We start from the raw sequence: 23,743 nt of genomic DNA, 5'->3' as shown, positions 1-23,743 counted from the left end.
TGCTTAAGAGGAGATCAATTCGTTGCAAATAATGCCCGTTGCCACAGCGACATTCAGCGACTCTGCATTGCCTATGCGGGGAATTGTAATGCCTTGTGTTGCCAATGCCTGCACCTCGGCCGATACCCCTTTACTTTCATTACCCATAATGATAAAGCCTTTGGGGGTTGCGGTTAAGGACCCGATCGGACTACCACCTAAAATAGCTGCATAAGAAGCGATTTCGTTATGAGTTTCAAGGAAAGAAACCAGGTTCGTATGGGTAAACTGCATTCTAAGTACACTGCCCATAGTAGACTGGATTACTTTGGGATTGTAGATCTCGACACAGTCGGGTGAACAGACAATCTGTTTAATACCAAACCAGTCTGCGGTGCGAATGATGGTGCCCATATTGCCCGGATCCTGAACTTTATCCAGTACCAGTGTCCATTGGTCTTTAAAGTCGGCTGCCGGCTGTATTTTGGGCATGTGTGCCGTCAGTAAAACCTGGTTCGGTGTTTTGAAACCGGAGATCTTTTCAAAATCGGCTTCTGTTGCAATCAGAATCTTAGCGCGTTCCAGGTGTGTATATAAAGGCATATTTTCGGTATACCAGGATTCCAGGGCCACGATATATTCAATATCAGCTTTAGCCATCAGCCATTCAGCTGCATTTTTTATTCCTTCTACAATATAGGTCTGGTGTTCTTTCCGGAATTTTTGTTGCGAAAGGGAGCGGATATATTTGAGTTGATTTTTGCTGATATTCATGTTATTTGAAAAGTAGTTTACGAAGCATTCCTGCAATAACATTGACAGGCAGTGCAAATATATTGATGATCACCAGTAAAAAGAGCAGGGATTTTGAATTTAAAATACTCAGGTCGATGAATGCTCTGGCCAGCGTGACCCAGCCAAGGAGTATTGCCAATGAGGCAATATGCATCCAGCTCAACCAGGCAGAAAGCAGGTAAGAATGGCAAAGCCGGTATAAGAGCGCCATAACCAGTAGCACGGCACTATAAGCCCAGTAAATATACTTTTGGTCAATGATAAAATACGTATCATGCAGGTGTATATCCAATACACTCAGGTCTATAAAAGACCCGGCAAAGGTCAGTACCGCAAGCAGTACCAGGACATTATAAGGTTTTCGGAGCCATGCGCTCATCAGTAAGGTCATATCAGTAAAGGAAACAAAGGCTTTACTCTGTATAAGAATAAAGCCTTTGTTGGAAATATTGGATAATTCACGATTACATATTCAGGATATCGCGAGAGATCACCAATTTCTGGATCTCAGTCGTTCCTTCACCAATCGTACACAGTTTAGCGTCGCGGTAGAATTTCTCTACAGGGAAGTCTTTGGTATAGCCGTAACCACCGAAGACCTGTACGGCATCTGTTGCCACCTGAACACAAATCTCAGAAGCATACATTTTAGCCATGGCCGATTCTTTGGTCATTTTCTCTCCACGATTTTTCAAATCTGCAGCTTGATAAATCAGTAATTCAGCGGCTTCAATTTTAACTGCCATGTCGGCCAGTTTAAAGGCGATTGCCTGGAAGTTAGCGATAGGCTGGTCAAATTGCTGGCGTTCTTTAGCATATTTAACGGCAGCTTCATAAGCCCCTTTTGCAATACCTAAAGATAAGGCTGCGATAGAGATACGGCCACCATCCAATACCTTCATGGCTTGTTTGAATCCGGATCCTACTTCACCCATACGTTGTGCATCGGAAATACGGCAGTTGTCAAAAACCAATTCTGCGGTTTCAGAAGCACGCATGCCTAATTTATTCTCTTTTTTACCGGCAGAAAAACCAGGAGTTCCTCTTTCTACGATAAAAGCCGTTACATTATTTTTAGTTCTTGGTTCCCCTGTACGGGCCAATACAACAGCCACATTACCAGAGATACCATGAGTGATCCAGTTCTTAGTACCATTCAATACCCACTCATCTCCCTCGCGGGTAGCCGTACAGCGCATATTACCGGCATCAGATCCTGTATTGGCTTCGGTTAAACCCCAGGCACCAATCCATTCGCCGCTGGCCAGTTTCGGTAAATATTTTTGTTTTTGCTCTTCGTTACCAAAGTATAAGATATGACCGGTACACAGAGAATTATGTGCTGCTGTCGATAAACCGATAGAGCTACATACTTTCGCGATCTCACTTACCACCGTAATATATTCAAAGTAGGACAGTTCTGCGCCACCATATTGTTGCGGTACTAATACACCCATCAAACCCAGTTCACCCATTTTGTGAAATAATTCCACAGGGAAAATCTGGTTTTCATCCCACTCCATAATATTGGGGCGAATTTCTTTATTGGCGAAATCTCTAACCATTTCCGCAATTTGTTGCTGCGTCTCCGTGTACTTAAAGTCCATAAACTGAGTAATTATAATGATAAATAGGGTGCAATTTTACGATATTTTTCTTCATTAATCAAAGGAACTTGACGGAATTCTTCTATTCGTTTAAATTGTCCGATGTCTTTGCGGTACAAGATAATGTATTTTACCATATTACGGGCATAAGGATGTTGTCTTAATTCTTCTTCTGTAGCGGTATTAATATTGATCTTCCGTATCTGCTCCGGTTGTATCCTGATGAGGTCTTTGATGGCTTCATATAAACTGTCATTCATTCCATACACCTCTTTGAGCTGTTCTACGGCAATAAAACCTCCCAAGATATCTCTGTATTTAAGGATACGGGAAGCATAACCGGTACCGATCCCCCTTAACCCCATAAGTTGTTCGGGTGTACAGGTATTGATATAGACAGGTTCATTTGTTTTGGAAGGGTAGGTGTTACGGCTTCCTTTGGCATTCTTATGATAGGGATAAGAATTATATGCCTGATGGCCATAAGCCTGTTTATTACCTCCTTCAATATGGATGTAGGGCAGCAGTCGCTTGAAATCTTCTTCCCGAAGGGTGTAGATCTTGGCAAAATCCTCCTTTTTGTAAAATCTCCCACCCTTATTGCGGTAATTGAGAATCGTACGTGCCACCTTCGGACTCAGGCCCAGGCGTACAAAATCGTTTTCAGACGCTGTATTCGGGTCAAAAGAGAAGAGGGTGGTACTGGAACTGCCCGTTTCCGGATAATCGTAGGTGTTTGGATGTTCTGATGGGTCCTGTGTTATTTTTTCGTACTTTTGCGCGGCTTCCCATTCCTTTTGTATACCAGCTTGCGGTATATAGTCATTATCGGTTTGTAACAGGGGAATGATTCGCCAGCAGACAATGAGGAGCAGGATCAATACTATTAAGATGACGATGCCCCATACCTGATTTTTTGAAAATGAGGCGGCAGATGCAGTATTTTTCATAACGCATAGATTTTTTAGGTGTACTCAAATATATGAATTATTTAGTATATCTGAAAGTCTTCCTCTATACTGCACATTTATATTGCAATAGGTCAAGCATACTATTGTCGTAATAATATATTTTTTTTACATTATTCAAAAAAAATTGCTTACCTTTGCATTCCTTTTAGAAATTATGGCAAAACAGCCCCTTATAAAACAAGACGGAAATATTATAGAAGCCTTATCCAACGCAATGTTTCGGGTAAGACTGGAGAACGGACACGAGATATTGGCTACGATATCCGGTAAAATGCGGATGCACTACATTCGTATTCTTCCCGGAGATAAAGTAGGGGTAGAGATGAGTCCTTATGATTTGAGTAGAGGTAGAATCATCTACCGTTACAAATAATCTTCCTTTCTGAAGGTAATAAATTTGTTTAATTGTAAATACTATAAATAATAAACATGAAAGTTCGTGCAGCCATCAAAAAGCGTAGTGCAGATTGTAAAATCGTGCGTCGTAAAGGCAAATTGTATGTGATCAACAAAAAGAATCCTCGTTTCAAACAACGTCAGGGATAATTAAATTTCTAAATTTTTAAAACAAAATTTATTAAATGGCTCGTATAGCTGGTATTGACTTACCTAAAAACAAACGTGGCGAGATAGGTTTAACCTATATTTTTGGAATCGGCCGCAGCACTGCTCGTTACATTTTAGTAAAATCTGGTATTGATTTTGATAAAAAAGTAAACGAATGGAATGATGAGGAACAAACTGCAATCCGTAACGTAATCGGTTCGGAATTCAAAGTAGAAGGTCAGTTGCGTTCTGAAATCCAAATGAACATTAAGCGTCTTATGGATATCGCTTGTTACCGTGGTGTACGTCACCGTAAAGGTTTACCTCTACGTGGACAACGTACTAAAACGAACAGCCGTACCCGTAAAGGTAAACGCCGCACTGTTGCAGGTAAGAAAAAAGCTGCGAAGAAGTAAACCAATTAAACTTGGTGTGGACGCCAGATCTCTGTATTGTACTTCTTCGCGAGGGAGGGTTCACCCGGCTAAGCGCTTGATCGCTTAGTTATTTTAAAACATTTAAAGATTACCTTAATTAAAATGGCAAAAGGAAAAGTTAACACAGCGAAAGCTGCTGCCAAGAAAAGAGTAGTAAAAGTAGAGCCACATGGTGACGTACACATTACTTCGACTTTCAACAACATTATTATCAGTTTTACAAATAAAACAGGTCAGGTAATTTCTTGGTCTTCTGCAGGTAAAATGGGTTTCCGTGGTTCTAAAAAGAACACACCATACGCTGCACAACAGGCTGCTGCCGATGCTGCTAAAGTAGCGATCGACGCAGGTTTGAAAAAAGTAGACGTTATCGTTAAAGGACCTGGTTCTGGCCGTGAAGGTGCTATTCGTTCTGTTGCTAACAGCGGTATCGAAGTAGTAACAATCAAGGATATCACGCCAATTCCACATAATGGTTGTCGTCCTCCTAAAAAACGTAGAGTATAATCTATAACTAATATAACTATTGGATTAACCACATTTTTGTGGTTAGTCTAATAGTGTTTATAACATTCTTAAATTCCCTTCAGATCGGCTTTTCCGATTTTTAAATGAGCTGAAGGGCCGTGTTACAAAAATCGATATAAAATTTAAACAAAATGGCTCGTTACACAGGACCAAAAAACAAGATCTGCCGTATCTTCGGCGAACCAATTTTAGGATCAGGTAAAAACCTTTCTAAAAACAGCAATCCTCCGGGAATGCACGGTGGAAACCGTAAGCGTAAATCTCAATCTGAATACGCAATTCAACTGAAAGAAAAACAAAAAGCAAAATACACCTACATGGTGTTAGAAAAACAGTTCCGTAACATCTACAAAGAGGCTTCTCGTTTGAAAGGTGCGACTGGTGAGAACTTGATCAAATTGTTAGAATCCCGTTTAGACAACACAGTATACCGTTTAGGTTTAGCACCTACACGCCCTGCTGCCCGTCAATTGGTTTCTCACAAACATATCCTGATTAACGGTGAATCTGTAAACATTCCTTCTTACATTATGAAAGCAGGTGATGTGATCGAATTGAAACCAAAATCAAAAGTAAATTCTGCAGTAATAAGCTTAGTTCGCGGTAAAAATCCAAACATCAACTGGTTGGATATGAACGAAAAAGAATTTAAAGGTACTTTCATTGCTGCTCCAGAGCGCGAGTTTGTTCCTGAAAATATTAAAGAGCAATTAATCGTAGAGTTGTACTCTAAATAATAAAAGTTCAATTACCTCGCTATATAAGGAGGTAATTGATTTTTTTCTATTATATTGCAACAAAATTTTATTTTATAGACCGAATACATTGTTCGGTTGAAACTTCAAAAAAACAACTCTTTCAATATGGCTATATTGAATTTTCAGAAGCCCGACAAAATTGTATTGCAAAAAGCAACAGACTTCGAAGCACAATTTGAATTCCGTCCGCTGGAACCCGGTTATGGTGTCACCATCGGGAATGCATTACGTAGAGTATTATTAAACTCTTTGGAAGGTTATGCAATCACCGGTATCAAAATTGCTACCGTAGACCATGAGTTCGATACAATTAAAGGTGTTATTGAAGATGTTACAGAAATTATTTTGAATTTAAAACAAGTACGTTTTAAATCCATCACAGAAGGCAGTATTTCTTCTGATAAAATTTCCCTGGTAATCAAAGGTAAAGAGCAATTTACAGCAGCAATGATTGGCGAAGCTACTCCAAATTTTGAAGTAATGACCCCTGAACTGGTAATCTGTAATTTGGATACTTCCGCTACTTTAGAGATTGAAATTCATATCGGTAAAGGTCGCGGTTATGTACCTGCAGAAGAGAATCGTCCAAAAGATTCTTCGATCAACTTTATCGCTATTGATTCTATTTTTACGCCAATTAAGAATGTAAAATACGCTATTGAAAATACCCGTGTGGAGCAACGTACCGACTATGAAAAATTAGTTATGGATGTGATTACAGATGGTACTATTCATCCGGAAGAAGCCGTTAAGGAAGCTTCCCGTATTTTGATTCAACACTTGATGATCATCACAGACGAAAACATCTCTCTGGACACAAAACGTGAAGAGAAAGAAGAGACTGTAGATGAAGGATTGTTACAATTGCGTAAAGTATTGAATACACCATTGGAAGACTTAGAACTTTCTGTACGTGCATTCAACTGTCTGAAAGCAGCGAAAATCAATTCCTTAATCGAATTGGTACAATACACTCAAGAAGAGTTGATGAAGTTCCGTAACTTCGGTCAGAAATCTTTAACTGAAATCGAACAGGTTTTAGGCGAAAGAGGTTTGAGCTTTGGTATGGACGTGAGTCGCGTGAAATTGAGTGAATCAAATCACTAATCAACATAATACCGTTTGGTTTCCCTGAGCCAGACGGTTTCTTTATTTAATCATAACCGGTTTTATTAAGCAATCGCTTTCATGGGAATAAAGCAGTGCTGTATGCCTTGACACGGTACAGCATATAAAAACACTTTTTAGTCATGCGTCACGGAGACAAAGTTAACAATTTAGGTCGTACCTCTTCTCACAGAAAAGCCTTATTACACAATCTGGCTGCTCAGTTGATTGAGCACAAAAGAATCACTACTACTTTAGCTAAAGCTAAAGCATTACGCGTATTCGTTGAGCCTTTGATCACTAAATCTAAAAATGATACGACACACAATCGTCGTGTTGTATTTGGTTATTTACAAAACAAAGAATCTATCAAAGAATTGTTTGATGTAATAAGTGAGAAAATCGCAAACCGTCCTGGTGGTTATTGCCGTATCATTAAGTTAGCTCCTCGTATGGGTGATGCTGCTGAAATGGCAATGATTGAATTAGTAGACTTTAATACAGTTTACAACAAAGAAGAAAAAACAACTGCTACTAAGAAAACACGTCGTAGCCGTGGTGCAGCAACTGCAACTACTCAAAAATCTGAAACGGCTCCAGTAGCTGCTTCTGGTGATGATTTAGTAAAAATCGAAGGTATCGGACCTAAGATCGCAGAAGCATTAAATGCAGCAGGTATCACTACTTTCGCTACTTTGGCAACGAAAACAGCTGAAGAAGTAAAAGAAATCTTAGAAGCTGCTGAAGGTAATTTCAACCTGGCTGATGCAACAACTTGGGCACAACAAGCGCAATTGGCTGCTGATGGCAAATGGGACGAATTACAAACATTACAAGATGAATTAAAAGGTGGTAAAGAAGCATAAGCTTTCTTAACTACTCATCATAAAAGCCGTCTCTACCAAGAGACGGCTTTTTTATGTAAAAAATTATCTGATCTTTCTAGTTTTTATTATTTTATATATTTAGTATTTTGTATTAATTGTTTATTTATATTAGTTAATGTATATTTGATTTTCTTTGAGCAATATTTATTATTGAATCTGCCGTTAATAAACAGTTTTATTAGGAAATCAAAAGCTAAACCTGAAATGAATAAACACACCCAATCTCTCAATGAAAAGAAATTGTTTAACCACATTTTTAATGATAGAGCGAATAAGCGATTGTTTTGGGCCGCGGTAATGATTTACCTGCTTTATTTTCTGGGATATAAATATGCCATAGCAGAGGCAGACTTTTACGCTGATTCTCATTCCTATATTTTTGCAGCTGTCAGGGACATGCGGAGTTACTATCGGCCTTTTGGGTATTCCAAGTATCTACAGATCGTACATGACTTCTTTTCTTCTTCTTATGCTGTTGTGTTGAGCCAATATATGGTTTTGTGCCTGAGCACACTGTTCTGTTTTTTTTCAGTTGATTTCCTATTTCCTTTTAAAAACCGTAAGCTGAAGATATTCACTTTATGTCTGCTGGTACTCAACCCGATCTTTCTTCCCTTAGCAAACCAGATCGCCAGTGATACCCTCTTCACTACTCTAACGATCGTATGGTTTACCAGCTTATTATGGATAATCAGAAAGCCCTCTGCCTGGGTACTTGTATTGCAGCTCATTATGCTGTACTGGGTCTTTAATGTCCGCTATACTGCTCTTTTCTATCCGATAGTAACTGTGGTGGCGCTATTGATCACGCATAAGGCCGGGATAGTTTATAAAGCGATTGGTATTGCAGGTACTTTATTAGTGATTATGGGGGCCTATAGCGCTATAAAATCTGCTATTTATGAAGAAACCGGTACCAATGTATTCTCAGGTTTTTCTGGTTGGCAAATGGCTAACAATGCCTTATATATCTATCACCCTTCTAGTGAAAACCGTATTGAGTGGGCTACTCCGGAACTGAAAGAATTCGATAGCATAGTTCGTTACTGCTATGCCCACCCCAGTCTGGCTTTGAAAGAGGGCGGATTTCGGGAACGACAGGAAGGGAAGGTAGGTACTTTCTTTCTTTGGCATAAAGAAAGCCCCTTGAAATTATACCTTTATCTGTATTGTAGACGGTACAGGGTGTCTTATTTTAATGCCTGGTATGCTTTATCTGGTATGTATGCAGAATTTGGTAAGGAGACGATAATGAATAATAAATGCGATTTTATTAAATATCAGATAGTACCGAATACCCTGAATTTTGTGCTTCCGCACGCGGAAGCTTTGACTAGTAATAATATGCCTGATAGCTCTTGGGCAACTATTGAAACCCGGAACTGGTTTGACTTGCGGCCGGATAGTTATAAAGTAAGGTATCCAGGTTTGCGGGTCGCTATTGTGAAACCATTTCCCTACCTTATTGTATTGGTTCATTTTTTATGTGTCGCTGTACCGGCACTGTACCTGTTCAGGCAAAGGAAAATATATGGCCGTTGGAAGCGTGACTTTGTGTACCCTGTTTTGCTTTGGTATATATGCTACTTTGGATACTTTGCTTTTTCTGTTTTTGCGGCGATTATTACCCTGCGTTATATGCTGATGTGGTTTGTACTGGGAATTGTGATCCCGCTATCATTTATAGACCAGATGTTCGGTAGGCCTGAAGAGCAGCAGGATTAAAATTTTTAAAATTAGATTTATGCCCCCCAAAATTGCGATTATTTCAGGCGCAGGACCTGCAGGCTTAACAGCCGCTTATGAACTGTTATCCAGAACCGATATTATCCCGATTATTTTTGAAAAGACAAACGATATCGGTGGAATCAGCAAAACGGTCAACTATAAAGGCAATCGTATTGATATAGGTGGACATCGGTTCTTCTCCAAGTCGGACCGGGTTATGAAATGGTGGACGAGTATCATGCCTCTGGAGGCGCTTGCAGCAGACAAGTTCGGATCTTATGCGGGTAAGCGCAAGGAGCATGTATCTACTTGCGCTCCCGATAAAACGGATAATATTATGCTGATCCGTAACCGATTATCTCGTATTTATTTTCTAAAAAAATTCTTTAACTATCCGATTTCCCTGTCTGTAGACACCCTTAAAGGCTTGGGACTGATGCGTTCATTCAAAATAATGGCTTCTTATCTCCTTTCCCAAATCAGCCCGAGGAAGGACGAAAAGTCGCTGGAGGACTTCTTTATCAACCGTTTTGGTAAAGAATTGTATCATACTTTCTTTAAAGATTATACGGAAAAGGTTTGGGGTATCTCCTGTCGTATGATATCGGCGGAGTGGGGTGCACAGCGTATTAAGGGCTTGTCTATTACCAAGGCGATCATGCATGCCCTGAAGAAACCAAGACAGGAATCGGGATTATCACAAAAAGAAGTGGAGACCAGTCTAATCGAGCAATTTCTGTATCCTAAATTCGGACCCGGACAAATGTGGGAAACCGTTGCGGATATGGTCACGCAGAGAGGTGGTCGTATTGTAATGAATACAGAAGTAACCGGTATAGAGCTGGATCCGGCAACCGGAAATGTATGCAAAGTAAAAGTAAAGCTTAACCAAACCGGGGAGGAGACAATGCACCATTGTGATTATTTCTTCTCGACCATGCCGGTGCAGCAGCTAATCGATATTGTCAGCCCCAAAGCGCCGAATAATATACTTGATATTGCAAAAGGCTTGGTGTATCGTGACTTTTTAACTGTAGGATTATTATTGAACAAACTGACAATTAAACGGGATAACCAGCGCCCCGCAGGGTCGGATAATACCGTTAAAGATAACTGGATCTATATACAGGAGCATGATGTAAAAGTAGGTCGTCTGCAGATCTTCAATAACTGGAGTCCGTATATGGTTGCTGATCCGAATCATGTATGGGTAGGTATGGAATATTTCTGTAACAAGGGGGACGACATCTGGGAAAAAGATGAGACTTCTATGAAGGTGTTGGGCATCGAAGAGTTGTCTCAAATTGGTATCATCGACAAAGCTGATGTACTGGATGCTACTGTGATTAAGATGGAAAAAGCATACCCGGCATACTTTGGTACTTATGGTGATTTTGATCAGGTTAAAATATACACAGACCAGATTGCGAACTTATTTATGGTAGGCCGTAACGGGATGCATAAATATAATAACAGCGATCACTCTATGTTGACAGCAATGGTTGCCGTAGATAATATTGTAAATGGGATAAACACCAAGCAGAATATCTGGGAAATTAATACGGAGCAGGAGTATCACGAACAAAAAGGAGAAAAATAACCGCATATACATTATAAAAAATCCCGGAAGAAGCTCCCGGGATTTTTTTTGATGTATAAAAAGATATTTACTTATTGTTATCGTTACTCCAGCTACCGATATTAGACATACCCCATTGGTCCATACTGGCAAAGGCGAAGTCTGTTTTGTAACGTTGTGGAATATTATCCGGATTTAAGAAAGCGCCCATTTCATAAGATGGGAAGATCTCTTCATAAGTCAGCATGGAATTTAAGGAAATACGACGATAGATATGAGAACGGGTCAGGTCTTCTTTGCTGGTTAACCCGGCTGCACCCAATAACTCGATAAAGTTTTCAATCGTGTATTTGTGGAATTGTGCCACCCTTGTTTTCTTATCTTCTACCACCAAACCTACAGACAATGATTTGTCCTGTGTAGCGACCCCTACAGGGCATTTGTTGGTATTACACATCAAAGCCTGGATACAACCTACGGCCATCATCATGGCACGGGCAGAATAGCAGGCATCTGCTCCTAAAGCCATTGCACGCACTAAATGGAAACCACTGGTAATTTTACCCGAAGCCAATACTTTAATATGCTTTTTGATGTCAAGCCCTCTTAATATATTAGATACAAAATCAAGACCATCTAATAAAGGCGCTCCTACATAGTTGGAGAATTCCTGTGGTGCCGCACCGGTACCACCTTCACCACCATCTACGGTAATGAAATCGGGATAGGTATCTAAAGCGATCATCGCTTTACAAATACTGATGAATTCTGATTTATGACCAATACACAGTTTAAAACCTACCGGTTTACCACCGCTGAGGTCTCTTAGTTTTTTGACAAATAAAACCAATTCCTTTGGTGTGCCAAAAGCAGAGTGGTAGGGAGGAGAAGCTACTAAAGTATAAGGTTCGATTGCACGAATTGCGGCAATCTCAGGGGTATTCTTAGCCGCCGGTAAGATACCACCATGACCCGGTTTCGCACCTTGTGAGATCTTGATCTCGATCATTTTCACGGTTTCCAACTGTGCTTTTTCGGCAAATAATTCGGTAGAGAAAGTACCATCTAAATTTCGGCAGCCGAAATAACCGGTACCGATTTGCCAGATCACATCGCCTCCATGTTTTAAATGGAAAGGACTCAAACCCCCTTCACCCGTATTGTGTGCGAAGCCACCGATTTGCGCTCCGGCGTTCATTGCTTCTACCGCATTAGAACTCAGGGAACCATAACTCATCGCAGAGATATTGTAAATACTCAACTCATAAGGTTTGGTACAGTCCTTGTTTCCTACATGTACCCTTGGGTTATGATTCAGGCTTTTAAAGTCTTTTGGTGCAATGGAGTGACACATCCATTCGTACCCTTCGGCATACACATCTAATTGCGTACCGAAAGGCATCGTATCGTTTTCTTTCTTGGCTCTTTGATAAATCGTAGAACGATCGATCCTGTTGATCGGACGGCCATCAATATCACTTTCTACAAAGTATTGGTATATTTTGGGGCGAATGTCTTCCATAAACCAACGTAACCGCCCGAAAACGGGGTAGATACGCATGATGGAGTGCTTTTTCTGGGACATGTCATAATATCCCAATATGGTTAAGAGGAAGGTAATGCCGAAAAACACATACCAGTTTTTGCTTAAGAAAATGGATAAGCCCAAAGTTAGTAACACTAACAAGGTCGAAATAATAATAAACCCTTTACGCATATTATTTTTTGTCTATTTTTTGAAATAATCCGCGAACTTAAAACGAATAAATTACTTAATCAAATAAATAACAGGCTTCGCAGGTGTTAAGGTTAATATAAACGCTCAAAAGCTAATCCTGTAAAGGATTACAGCATATGGCTGCCAAAGGAAAACGGTAATAAATTTTGGGCATCATTAATCATAATAATCTTGCCGTTCGCACTACTCATTAATAAACGGATCGGGCTGTTTTGCCGCTGGTACACTTCACTGATTACTTGCCTGCAGATACCGCATGGCGATAAAACCTCATCCGCCATTTCTGCGTCAATATGTGCTTTCGTATAGGCTATTGCAATTGTCAATACTTTAATACCAGGATATAACACGGCTGCGCTGTTCAAGGCGACCCTTTCGGCACAGATACCTGCCGGAAAGGAGGCGTTTTCCTGGTTGCTGCCCTGTACGACGGCGTCATTTTCCAATAAAACCGCAGCACCGACCTGAAACTTTGAGTAAGGGGCATAAGATAAATTGCGGGCGGCTTCTGCTGCTGTGGCCATCAGTTGTTGTAAAACGGGGTCTATTGAGGTTGCATCCGGGAAGCTGTCATATGTAAAATGGAATGATGGCATATGTCTGTACTTGGTTTACTGCAATTTACAGAAATAATAATTATAACATTTAGTAAATCATTTTATGAAGAGCAATTGGGAAACTATGGACTATATTTGCGCTTTAAACGTTAAAGTTCATTATGAAAGATTTTTTCAAATATTTTTTCGCCTCACTGTTGGCGATTGTCGTATCAGGAATCCTGTTGATGCTGGTATTTTTCGGTATTATGGGTGCCCTGGCCAGCTCTGTAACCAGTTCACAGGTTGCCGTTATTAAATCGAACAGTATTTTGGAGATTGATTTATCAAAACCCATTAGCGAAATCCCTCAGGCTAATATCTTATCGGCCATTACAGGTGGTGCGCCTGCAGCAGAGGTGGGTTTGTTTGAAATCATGAGTGCGATTGAACTGGCTAAAGCAGACGAAAATATTAAAGGCATTTATATAAAAGCAGGCAATAACAATAATGGCTGGGCAACCTCTCAGCAGTTACGTAAAGCCCTGGAAGGTTTTAAAAAGAGTGGTAAATTTATCTATGCTTATGCGGATGGGATTGCCCAAAAAGCTTATTATGTGGCTTCTGTAGCGGACAGCGTATTCTTAAACCCGATCGGGAACGTGGAGTTAAAAGGTTTAAGTACAAACATTATGTTCTACAAAGGCTTGTTAGACAAGCTGGAAGTAGAACCCGAAATATTTTATTGCGGAAAGTTCAAAAGTGCCACAGAGCCGATTAGAGCTTATAAAATGACCCCGGAGAACAGGGCGCAAATTGCCGCTTATCAAAAGGATTTATGGAGCGAAATGTTGGTTGCCGTGAGTGAGCATACTAAAATGGACACTGCTACCATAGATTCTTTAGTACAAAAAGGCGCTATCCAAACCAGTACGGATGCCATACAATACCGTTTAGTAGACGGATTGAAATATAAAGATGAGATGGAGCAATTATTAAAGGCTAAATCCGGTATTGCCGCCGATAAAGACCTCAATTTTGCTTCTTTATCTGATTATAAAAGCAGGTTGTCTCAAAAACCAAGTAATAACCACATTGCCTTACTGATTGCTGAAGGATCTATTGTAGATGGCCGGGCCGGCGCAAATAGCGATGCGGTAATTGCTTCAGAAGATTTTATTAAAGAGATCAGAAGGGTAAGGGATGATGAGAATGTAAAAGCCGTTGTATTAAGGGTAAATTCTCCCGGTGGTTCTGCTTTGGCTTCTGAAAATATCTTAAGAGAATTACAGTTATTAAAAGCCAAGAAAAAATTAGTGACTTCTATGGGTGATTATGCCGCTTCCGGCGGGTATTATATCGCTTGCCAGTCCGACAGTGTTTTTGCAATGCCTAATACCATTACCGGTAGTATCGGTGTGTTTGGGATCATGATGAATACGCAGAAGCTATTTAATAATAAGCTGGGGATTACTTTTGATGTGGAGAAAAATGCGCCTATGGCGGATATGGGCCAAATGAACCGTCCTTTTACAGAGCAGGAAAGAAATATCATCCAACATGGTGTGGACACAATCTATAGTACCTTCAAAAGCAGGGTTGCTGCCGGACGTAATTTAAGCATGGAATATGTAGATAGCGTAGGGCAGGGCAGAGTATGGACTGGAACAGCCGCTTTAGGTTTGAACCTGGTAGATGGCTTAGGAGGTTTAGACAGGGCACTTAAAGCTGCGGCAAAACTTGCCGGTATTAGTGAATACAGGGTTGTTACCTTTCCTAAACCTACTTCTGATATAGAGCGCCTGCTGAAAATGGTAAATGGTAAAGAGCTGAACAGTTCTTTGTTTGCCAAACAGATGATCCAAAATGAATTGGGCTATAGTTTTGACGCTTTTCAGCAGTTTAAGCTATTAATGAACAACCAGAATCAAATCTGGACCATGTTACCCTTCCTGCCGGATACGAAGTAATAACAGGCTGTAGGAAACAAAACAAATTGCCCTTAATATGAATATTGTATCAATGATATGCAGTATATTTGGGGGTTGAAAATTAACATAAAAAACTAACGAATATATTATGGCTGAAGTAGTACGTATGCCCTTATTAAGTGACACCATGAAAGAAGGTGTTATTGCGGGCTGGCACAAGAAAGTTGGAGATAAAGTGAAGTCAGACGATGTAATAGCAGATGTAGAAACGGATAAAGCGACCATGGAAGTAATGCCTTATGTAGATGGAACGATCTTGTACATCAGCGATAAGAAAAAAATTCCGGTTAATGATATTTTGGCCATTATTGGTAAAGAAGGAGAGGATATATCGGCTCACTTATCTGAAGCAGCCAATACGGTAACCGTTGAGGAAACACCTGCTGCTGCAACGGCAACAGAAGCTGCTCCGGCTCCAGCCGCCCCTGCAACTCCTGCTGCACCAGCTACAGCTCCCGATGCTTCATTGGCTACGGTAATACAAATGCCTTTGCTGAGCGATACCATGAAAGAAGGTAAAATCGTGGCCTGGTTGAAAAATGTTGGCGATACGGTGAAGTCTGATGATGTGATAGCAGAGGTAGAAACCGATAAAGCGACCATGGAAGTAATGCCTTATGCCGATGGCGTACTTTTATACCAGGGCGTACCTGCGGGCCAAGGCGTTGCGGTAAATGGCGTTATGGCCATTGTTGGTAAAGCCGGTACGGATGTAAAACCTTATATAGATTATTATAATAATAAAGCTGCTGATACTGCTCCTGCAGCTGAAGCCACGCCTGCACCAACACAGACCGCTAGCGCGGCGCCAGTCGCAAGTGCACAACAGGCTTCTGCCGCTCCAGCCGCAGCAACAAGTGAGGATAGCAGAGTGAAAGTGTCTCCTTTAGCCAGAAAAATGGCTAAAGACAAAGGCATCAGCTTATCCGATTTGAAAGGAAGCGGAGATGGTGGACGTATTATCAGAAAAGATGTAGAAGCTTATGTTCCTTCAGCTAAACCGAGTGGAACCGTTTCTGCTTCAGCGCCGGTGATAGCAGGGCAAGAATCACATACAGATATCGAACTTTCTCAAATGAGGAAAGTGATTGCACAACGCTTAAGTCAAAGCAAATTTACGGCGCCGCATTTCTATCTGACGATCTCTGTAAACATGGATAAGGCTATGGAAGCGCGCGCAGCTATGAATGAGCTATCCGAATCTAAAATATCCTTTAATGACCTGGTAATCAAATCGGCTGCGATGGCTTTACGCAAACACCCTGCGGTAAACAGTAGCTGGATGGGTGATTTTGTAAGAGAAAATCATCATATCCATATTGGTTCTGCAGTGGCTATTGAAGATGGTCTGATTGTACCGGTAATCAAATTTGCCGATCAGAAATCACTGTCTGCGATTGCTGCCGAAGCCAAAACATTGGTTAAAAAAGCAAAAGATAAAAAATTACAACCACAAGAATTTACAGGTAATACCTTCACCATTTCTAACTTGGGAATGATGGATATTGATGAGTTTACGGCGATTATCAATCCACCGGATAGCTGTATCCTGGCTGTAGGTAAAATAGCGCCTACACCTGTAGCAGAAGAGGGTGCTGTAGTGATCCGCAACATTATGAAACTGACTTTAAGCTGCGATCATAGAGTGGTAGATGGCGCGGTAGGATCTTCCTTCCTGCAAACGTTAAAAGCATATTTAGAAAACCCGGTAACCATGCTGGTATAATGATTTTATAAAAAATACGGGGTGTATAACATAAATACGCCTGTGTCTTGAAACGAAAATGCGGTCTATTAAGGTATTTAATCTTAATAGACCGCATTTCAATTTATGAGATCCTTATCTTAAAAAACGATTGGGAAATACTATTTATTTAATACCAGTTTCTTACAAGTATAGCCATTAGGCGATGAGATTTTAATCACATACATCCCGGAAGATACCTGTTGTAAGTTTAATTGTTTTGTACCGGTTTTAGCACCCTTTATTTTAGCTTCAAAAACTACTTTACCAGTAATATCAACAATAGTTACAGATAGATCAGTACTATTTTTGAGGTTGTACTGCAATTGTACATTGTTGCCGGAACTAGGATTAGGGTATACCACAATATCACCATCTAATCCTTCATTAAATCCGGAAAGGGATAATCCTGTTTCTGTTCCGCCACCGGAAGTCAGTGGGGCACACGTTTGTGTTACCGAATTAGTTTTCAGTACACCGGTATTGGCCGGATCTAAAAATGGCTTCAGGCTATTGGCTCCTGCTATTCCGTTTTCATTATACTCCCATACATGGCTAAGCTTTTGATACGTTACGGAATTTAGAGGATCCGCGTTCGGCTCTCCGTTAGCCTTTGTATTACAATTGGCCGGTATCGTAGCGGATACCCCGGCTACAGAAGCATCGCCGATTACGTAACCATCCCCATTAAATAAGCCACTACCGGAAGAACCTCCTTCCACATATCCTACTTCCAATTCTGTGGTCCAACGCGATCCAGATGGGCTGGGTTGTTGACTAGGCCATTCTGTAGATGCGATGCTTTGGGAAGTTGACAGCTTTTTATTATCTCCTGCCGGATGATGGAATCCAATGAATTTTTTGGGCAGGCTTACATTGGTTGGAAAGCTATTACTCCTATCCCAACCAGAAAATACGGCTCCGTAGCTGGCAGGAATGGCCTGACGTAATTCCAGTAACATAAAATCGCCTTTAATACTATTAAGATCGTTTAGCCATTGTGATTGGAAAGCAGATCTGGATACGAGATTTACGCCAGTTATGCTTTGGCCATTGGTCGCTCCACTATTATCACAGGTAGGTCGCTCAAAATTGAACCGTACCAAATACTGGTTGAAGACGGGCGTTGATGAGTTGGTTTGACCTGTCGGCTCGCAATGTGATGCGGTATAAATATATGGCTTACAGCTGGCTGCAGTATTACCGGTATGGGTAACCAGGGTTCCGGAGCAGGCACCTCCACCAACCATGTCTATTGTCTGTATGGTAGCTTTTCGGGGGTTGGGATAGTTCGCACCCTGAGGGCAAATGGCATTAATCGTACAGACAGAAGACCTTCCGTTTAACTGGGCATCAACTTGATCTAAAGGTGTTGCGCCCGCTATCAGGTACGTTTGTAAATGCTCAATAGCCCTGTGAAATACTAATGCTTTATCAATATGCATCTTTATATCGCTGAGGTTTACCTCCGGAGCAATATTTAGTTCTATATATACTTTAGGACCTTGTATGGCATCTATGGCAAATTGTCCTGAAGCATCATTGTTGCTGTTATCAAAGGCACCCACTACCTGTCTTTTATTTTCATTGGTCAGGTAGAGTTTTACTCCTTTGGGTAAATTGAATTGATCAAATAACAGGCCAATCGCCGGAGCACCTGGAATACTCATGATCCCTCTCCACACCCTTTGTCCATTGTCCAGGGTAATCATTTGCCCGGACTGTGGGAATCCAAAATCGGTCGGTGCATGTAAGCCTATTTTTACCGGGCCGGTCACCTGTGGCTTATGTAAACGTTCCTTTTCTTCGTTCAAATAGCTTTCCCAGTCCGGGTTTTGATAATCAGACAGGGGTACATTGGTCAATGCTATTTCCTGCTTCATCGATAGTGGCAAGCCCCCCTGGTTTATCTGTGCATTAGCCTTCAGACCTAAAGCCAACAGTACCGAGAAAAAAATAATTTTCTTTTTCATTGCTTTCAATTGATTGTTTTCTGTTATTGAATAAGATCAAACCCTTGGCAGTCAGATCATTTTTAATTGTTATGTCGCTTAATAAAGCTCAATAACGAAGATAATTATGTTCCTAGTGCTCCTTAGTTAATTCTAGTTAATTGCCGTTAATTTAGGTTAATAAGAGATGGTTCAGGGGGCTAAGGGCAGTGTCCTGTTTGTATAATTGATTAAGTATGTATAGATAGAGCAATTCGGCAAGTATTTATAAAATAAATACTTCTATATCTTAAAATTAAGTGGGGTCAAATAANNTTATTTGACCCCACTTAATTTTTATACGAACTTGTACTTGTTTTGAATGAAAATCGGGTATTAACTATTGCTATGGAAAAACTATTTATTTAATACCAGTTTCTTACAGGTATAGCCATTAGGCGATGAGATTTTAATCACATACATCCCGGAAGATACCTGTTGTAAGTTTACTAGTTTTGTACCGGTTTTAGCACCCTTTATTTTAGCTTCAAAAACTACTTTACCAGTAATATCAACAATAGTTACAGATAGATCAGTCCTATTTCTCAGGTTGTACTGTAACTGTACATTGTTGCCGGAACTAGGATTAGGGTATACCACAATATCACCATCTAATCCTTCATTAAATCCGGAAAGGGACAATCCGGTTTCTGTTCCGCCACCGGAAGTCAGTGGGGCACACGTTTGTGTTACAGAATTAATTTTCAGCACGCCGGTATTGGCCGGATCTAAAAATGGTTTCAGGCTATTGGCACCTGCTATCCCGTTTTCATTATATTCCCAAGCATGGCTGATCTTTTGGTACAAAACGAAATTCGACGGATCTGCATTGGCTTGTCCATTCGCCTTTGTCTTACAATTGGCCGGTATCGTGTCTTCGACAGCTGCTACAGAGGCATCCCCGATCAGGTAGCCATCTCCATTAAATAAGCCACTACCGGAAGAACCTCCTTCCACATATCCTTCTGTCAATTGTATAGCCCAGCGGGATCCTGAAGGATTTGGTTCTGCACTAGGCCACTCATACGATACTATTGTTTGCGCACTTGACAGCTTTTTATTATCTGCGGCAGGATGATGGAATCCGATGAATTTTTTGGGCAGGCTTACATTGGTTGGAAAGCTATTGCTTCTATCCCAACCGGAAAATACGGCTCCGTAGCCGGCAGGAATGGCCTCACGCAATTCCAGTAACATAAAATCGCCTTTTACGCTTGTTGTATTACCTAACCATTGCTCCTGAAACTCGGATCTGGCTACAAGATTTACACCCATCATGCTCTGGCCATTGGTCGCCCCACTATTATCACAGGTAGGCCGCTCAAAATTAAACCGGACCAAATATTGGTTGAAGACGGGCGTTGATGAATTAGTCTCGCCTGGGGACTCACAATGTGATGCGGTATAAATATAGGGCTTACAGCTGGCTGCAGTATTACCGGTATGGGTAACCAGTGTTCCGGAGCAAGCGTCTCCACCGGCCATGTTTACCGTCTGTACTGTCGCCTTTCGGGGGTTGGGGTAGTTCACACCCTGAGGGCAAATGGCATTAATGTTACATTGGGATGACTGACCATTTGTTTGATTATCTAATTGATCTAAAGGTGTTGCGCCCGCTATCAGGTACGTTTGTAAATGCTCAATAGCCCTGTGAAATACTAGTGCTTTATCAATATGCATCTTTATATCGCTGAGGTTTACCTCCGGAGCAATATTTAGTTCCATATATACTTTAGGACCTTGTATGGCATCTATGGCAAATTGTCCGGAAGGATCATTGTTGCTGTTATCAAAGGCTCCGACCACCTGTTTTTTATTTTCATTGGTCAGGTAGAGTTTCACTCCTTTGGGTAAATTGAATTGATCAAATAATAAACCTATCGCCGGAGCACCTGGAATACTCATGATCCCTCTCCATACCCTTTGTCCATTGTCCAGGGTAATCATTTGCCCGGACTGTGGGAATCCGAAGTCGGTCGGTGCATGTAAGCCTATTTTTACCGGACCGGTCACTTTTGATTTATTTGGCCGTTCCTTTTCTTTGTTTAAATAACTTTCCCAGTCCGGATTTTGATAATCAGACAGGGGTACATTGGTCAAGGCAACTTCCTGCTTCATCGATAGTGGCAGGCCACCCTGGCTTATCTGTGCCTTTGTATTGAAGGCAAAAGCCAGCCCTGCACATAAAAATAAAATTTTCTTTTTCATAGATTTTCATTAGATTTTTATTGTTATTGAATAAAATCAAACCGCTTACTGTCTGATCATTTTAAATTACGGTATATTGAATGTGTAAAAAATGAATTTTATTTATATTGTATTAGTATATTTTGATATTTAAAAAAATTAGTTAAAGATAATAAAATTTTATAAGAGTAATAATTTAATTCTGATGAGCATAAAAAGTTACATCGAAGTGTATCTAATTAAGGGATGGAGTTCAATCTTTTAATGAATAAATTTAATTTAAGGGTGGGGTTCTTGAGGCTTCAGATAGTTTTGTCATTGCCCAATCTCGGTTAAGAGGAACGATTATGACCTGTCTCATGATATTGCCTTATATCCTAAACTAAAAACAACCTGAAATCAAGCCCCGGCCTGCACATTACCGTATATAATATTAGCGGTAAAAACGTTACGAACAAGGGTGCTTCCGGTCGACCTGTCTCAGCTTTCTAATGGAATGTATATGGTCCGCTTTGGCGATGCAGCAGTGAGATTTGCAACTAAGAAATCGGCGATTTAGAAATAATGCTATTTCTAATGAATTCAAAACCGGTATAACTGACGGGTTTTTAATTCATTAGAATAATTATTTATAATATATGATATTTTACTTAATATTGTTAATTCATATATTATCGATCTACAATGAAAAAATCAATTATTTTAATTGCTGTAAGTTTCTGTATCAGCTATCAGATTAGTGCACAGATCAGCAAAGGAGGCTTGCCGCAAACGGCAAAGACAACGCTTTCGTTTAACAACTTTCCTGTTTCTTCTTATGCAAACCCCGACTGGGAGGCTTATTTGCAGAAAGAAAAAGAAAGTACAAAATTTGCCAAGCCATTTGTGGTCGCACAAAATACGGCTGCTGACTTTGGCTTTCCGGAGTCTGGCCAGTTCGTTACATTGGATAACGGGCAAACCGTCTGGCGAGGGCAGATCGCTGTTATCGGTGCACCGGCCATTGGCCTGAAGTATGACCGGTTTTATTTACCCAAAGGCGTGCGTTTGTTTCTGACCAATGAAAACAGGAAGCAGGTGCTCGGTGCGTTTGATGTAGATAACAATGATGCTTCAGGTACTTTTATTACGGATGCAGTACAGGGCGAAAAAGTAACTATAGAACTGGATATTGATCCCGAGGTGAATCTAAGGGATATTCAATTGCATATCAACGGTGCCGCTGTGTTTCACCGCGGTATTGAAAACCTGAAGACCTATGCATCGAATACGGTTGGTACATGGGATTATTACGATAGTGTTTATAATGGAGCTTCCTCTGTATGTATGGTGAACGCTATCTGTCCACAGGGCGCCAATTACAGCAATAACCGGAAAGCAACGGTTCAGATCGTGTTCGAGGTTACTATGGACGGCCAGGTTTTTTATGCAGCATGCTCCGGTACCTTGGTTAATAATACCGGTAATACCACTTCAAATTGCAAGCCTTATTTACTGACAGCTACCCATTGCGAAGGTACAGGCTCTGTTTCCAGCACTACATTTGACCAGACCATTGTCCGTTTTAATTTTGAGCATAGTACCTGTACCGGTGGTGCCAATCCCGCTGCCTTGTCTATGACCGGTCTGAACTTTGTTGCCCGCTCAGATTATAATGCAGATTTGGGTGCGGTTAATCAGATCAAGGGAGACTTTTTATTATTTAGCTTTAGACAAGCTATTCCCGAAAGCTATGGTGCCATTTTATCCGGCTGGAATAACAATCTCTCTATTGCTACCTCCGTATCAGAACCTAAGAAATTCATCGGTTTTCATCACCCCGACGGTGATAATAAAAAGCTATCTTACGCGCATCAGATCCGCTCTGTAGCTATGGGAGCACCCGATACACACTGGGGATTGACACTCGAAAACAGCTATGGTTCTACAGGTTCTTCCGGGAGTGGCTTGTTTGATGGTGACGGGTACCTGATCGGCCAGGTATCTTTAGGGGGCAATAGTAATGTACCGGAAAACTGTGTCAATAATGCAGCAGGAAATCCTACAAATATAGGCGATAATATATACTACAGTAAGTTTTCCTATGTATGGGATTATGCGGTAGATGGAAGTGCAGCAAATAGAAAACTGAAACCCTGGTTGGATCCGGCGGGCACCAATGTCGTAACCATTAATCCGTTAACGGCTACCTGTGCTGCCATCAGCACCACATCTATTAATAAAGTAGATGATGATCTTTCTAATAACATCAGTATTTTTCCGAATCCTAACAGAGATGGTTTATTAACGGTTCAATATAATCTGAAGGCCAGTAAAGACCTATTGGTTTCGGTATATGATGTAACAGGTAAAACGGTATACCAATCTAAAGTGAGTAAAGTGCAGAATGGTACAGCCCGTTTGGATTTACAATCTTTATCTGCCGGTATGTACATCATTAAGTTTACGACCGAAGATGGGTTTGCTATTAAAAAACTGATGATTCAGCAGTAAATATATTGCCCGATCGTGTATAAAAAAGGCTACCGAATAGGTAGCCTTTTTTATTGTCATATTCTGATCAGATGAGGCATTGCTGATGCACATAATTGTTTTTTTGCTTAATATTGTATACTTAATTCATTTATATATTCT

At 40.7% G+C, this 23,743-nt stretch carries 20 protein-coding genes; 12 read left to right on the top strand and 8 right to left on the bottom strand.

Annotated features, from left to right (window positions below; translation table 11 throughout):
* Window positions 1-3: 3 nt before the first annotated feature.
* From DBR32_RS04445 to DBR32_RS04430, 4 genes are all read right to left on the bottom strand, one after another.
* Window positions 4-753, bottom strand: coding sequence for an RNA methyltransferase (locus tag DBR32_RS04445; RefSeq protein WP_158605905.1), 750 nt, complete (start codon window positions 751-753; stop codon window positions 4-6).
* A gap of 1 nt (window position 754) precedes the next feature.
* Window positions 755-1,165, bottom strand: a complete 411-nt coding sequence (locus tag DBR32_RS04440; RefSeq protein ID WP_233559658.1) for a hypothetical protein — start codon at window positions 1,163-1,165, stop codon at window positions 755-757.
* Between the two features lie 73 nt (window positions 1,166-1,238).
* The gene (locus DBR32_RS04435) at window positions 1,239-2,381 is read right to left on the bottom strand and encodes an acyl-CoA dehydrogenase (RefSeq protein WP_124635101.1); all 1,143 of its coding nucleotides are present in this window, start codon (window positions 2,379-2,381) and stop codon (window positions 1,239-1,241) included.
* Window positions 2,382-2,392: 11 nt separating this feature from the next.
* Entirely contained in the window at window positions 2,393-3,331 is a 939-nt protein-coding gene (locus tag DBR32_RS04430; RefSeq protein ID WP_124635100.1) for a helix-hairpin-helix domain-containing protein, read from the bottom strand.
* A 175-nt stretch (window positions 3,332-3,506) separates the two neighbouring features.
* On the opposite strand from DBR32_RS04430, the gene infA reads away from it, so the two are divergent.
* The 9 genes from infA (at window position 3,507) to DBR32_RS04385 (ending at window position 10,943) form a co-directional block, all read left to right on the top strand.
* Window positions 3,507-3,725 carry a translation initiation factor IF-1 gene (gene infA / locus DBR32_RS04425; protein WP_124635099.1) on the top strand — a complete coding sequence of 73 codons (219 nt, stop codon included), beginning with the start codon at window positions 3,507-3,509 and terminating at the stop codon, window positions 3,723-3,725.
* A gap of 56 nt (window positions 3,726-3,781) precedes the next feature.
* Entirely contained in the window at window positions 3,782-3,898 is a 117-nt protein-coding gene (ykgO, locus tag DBR32_RS04420) for a type B 50S ribosomal protein L36 (RefSeq protein WP_086099068.1), read from the top strand.
* Between the two features lie 35 nt (window positions 3,899-3,933).
* Complete coding sequence (gene rpsM / locus DBR32_RS04415) at window positions 3,934-4,314, top strand: 30S ribosomal protein S13 (protein WP_124635098.1); 381 nt, start codon at window positions 3,934-3,936, stop codon at window positions 4,312-4,314.
* A 123-nt stretch (window positions 4,315-4,437) separates the two neighbouring features.
* Window positions 4,438-4,842 carry a 30S ribosomal protein S11 gene (rpsK, locus tag DBR32_RS04410; protein ID WP_124635097.1) on the top strand — a complete coding sequence of 135 codons (405 nt, stop codon included), beginning with the start codon at window positions 4,438-4,440 and terminating at the stop codon, window positions 4,840-4,842.
* A 152-nt stretch (window positions 4,843-4,994) separates the two neighbouring features.
* Complete coding sequence (gene rpsD, locus DBR32_RS04405) at window positions 4,995-5,600, top strand: 30S ribosomal protein S4 (RefSeq protein WP_124635096.1); 606 nt, start codon at window positions 4,995-4,997, stop codon at window positions 5,598-5,600.
* A gap of 126 nt (window positions 5,601-5,726) precedes the next feature.
* Window positions 5,727-6,728 carry a DNA-directed RNA polymerase subunit alpha gene (locus DBR32_RS04400; RefSeq protein ID WP_124635095.1) on the top strand — a complete coding sequence of 334 codons (1,002 nt, stop codon included), beginning with the start codon at window positions 5,727-5,729 and terminating at the stop codon, window positions 6,726-6,728.
* A gap of 143 nt (window positions 6,729-6,871) precedes the next feature.
* Window positions 6,872-7,594: a 50S ribosomal protein L17 gene (gene rplQ, locus DBR32_RS15840; protein WP_124635094.1), complete on the top strand. Its 723-nt coding sequence runs from the start codon at window positions 6,872-6,874 to the stop codon at window positions 7,592-7,594.
* A 225-nt stretch (window positions 7,595-7,819) separates the two neighbouring features.
* Entirely contained in the window at window positions 7,820-9,340 is a 1,521-nt protein-coding gene (locus DBR32_RS04390; protein ID WP_124635093.1) for a hypothetical protein, read from the top strand.
* 19 nt (window positions 9,341-9,359) lie between these two features.
* Window positions 9,360-10,943, top strand: a complete 1,584-nt coding sequence (locus tag DBR32_RS04385) for an NAD(P)/FAD-dependent oxidoreductase (RefSeq protein ID WP_124635092.1) — start codon at window positions 9,360-9,362, stop codon at window positions 10,941-10,943.
* A gap of 67 nt (window positions 10,944-11,010) precedes the next feature.
* On the opposite strand, the gene DBR32_RS04380 is transcribed toward DBR32_RS04385, so the two are convergent.
* Together DBR32_RS04380 and DBR32_RS04375 are read right to left on the bottom strand one after the other, a co-directional pair.
* On the bottom strand, window positions 11,011-12,639 hold the full coding sequence (locus DBR32_RS04380; RefSeq protein WP_124635091.1) for an FMN-binding glutamate synthase family protein: 1,629 nt from the start codon (window positions 12,637-12,639) through the stop codon (window positions 11,011-11,013).
* 128 nt (window positions 12,640-12,767) lie between these two features.
* Entirely contained in the window at window positions 12,768-13,256 is a 489-nt protein-coding gene (locus DBR32_RS04375; RefSeq protein ID WP_124635090.1) for a cytidine deaminase, read from the bottom strand.
* Between the two features lie 122 nt (window positions 13,257-13,378).
* Here DBR32_RS04375 and sppA point away from each other — a divergent pair, with 122 nt between their 5' ends.
* Both sppA and DBR32_RS04365 read left to right on the top strand, forming a co-directional pair.
* Entirely contained in the window at window positions 13,379-15,166 is a 1,788-nt protein-coding gene (gene sppA / locus DBR32_RS04370) for a signal peptide peptidase SppA (protein ID WP_124635089.1), read from the top strand.
* A gap of 109 nt (window positions 15,167-15,275) precedes the next feature.
* Window positions 15,276-16,913, top strand: a complete 1,638-nt coding sequence (locus tag DBR32_RS04365) for a pyruvate dehydrogenase complex dihydrolipoamide acetyltransferase (protein ID WP_124635088.1) — start codon at window positions 15,276-15,278, stop codon at window positions 16,911-16,913.
* Between the two features lie 140 nt (window positions 16,914-17,053).
* Here DBR32_RS04365 and DBR32_RS04360 read toward each other — a convergent pair whose 3' ends face one another.
* Both DBR32_RS04360 and DBR32_RS04355 read right to left on the bottom strand, forming a co-directional pair.
* Entirely contained in the window at window positions 17,054-18,904 is a 1,851-nt protein-coding gene (locus tag DBR32_RS04360) for a T9SS type A sorting domain-containing protein (RefSeq protein WP_124635087.1), read from the bottom strand.
* Between the two features lie 375 nt (window positions 18,905-19,279).
* Window positions 19,280-21,130, bottom strand: coding sequence for a T9SS type A sorting domain-containing protein (locus DBR32_RS04355; protein ID WP_124635086.1), 1,851 nt, complete (start codon window positions 21,128-21,130; stop codon window positions 19,280-19,282).
* A 663-nt stretch (window positions 21,131-21,793) separates the two neighbouring features.
* On the opposite strand from DBR32_RS04355, the gene DBR32_RS04350 reads away from it, so the two are divergent.
* Window positions 21,794-23,602, top strand: coding sequence for a T9SS type A sorting domain-containing protein (locus tag DBR32_RS04350; protein ID WP_124635085.1), 1,809 nt, complete (start codon window positions 21,794-21,796; stop codon window positions 23,600-23,602).
* Window positions 23,603-23,743: the final 141 nt, after the last annotated feature.

It is taken from the genome of Taibaiella sp. KBW10 (assembly GCF_003852495.1).
GTDB lineage: Bacteria > Bacteroidota > Bacteroidia > Chitinophagales > Chitinophagaceae > Edaphocola.
This window is presented reverse-complemented; position numbering and strand designations above follow the sequence as displayed.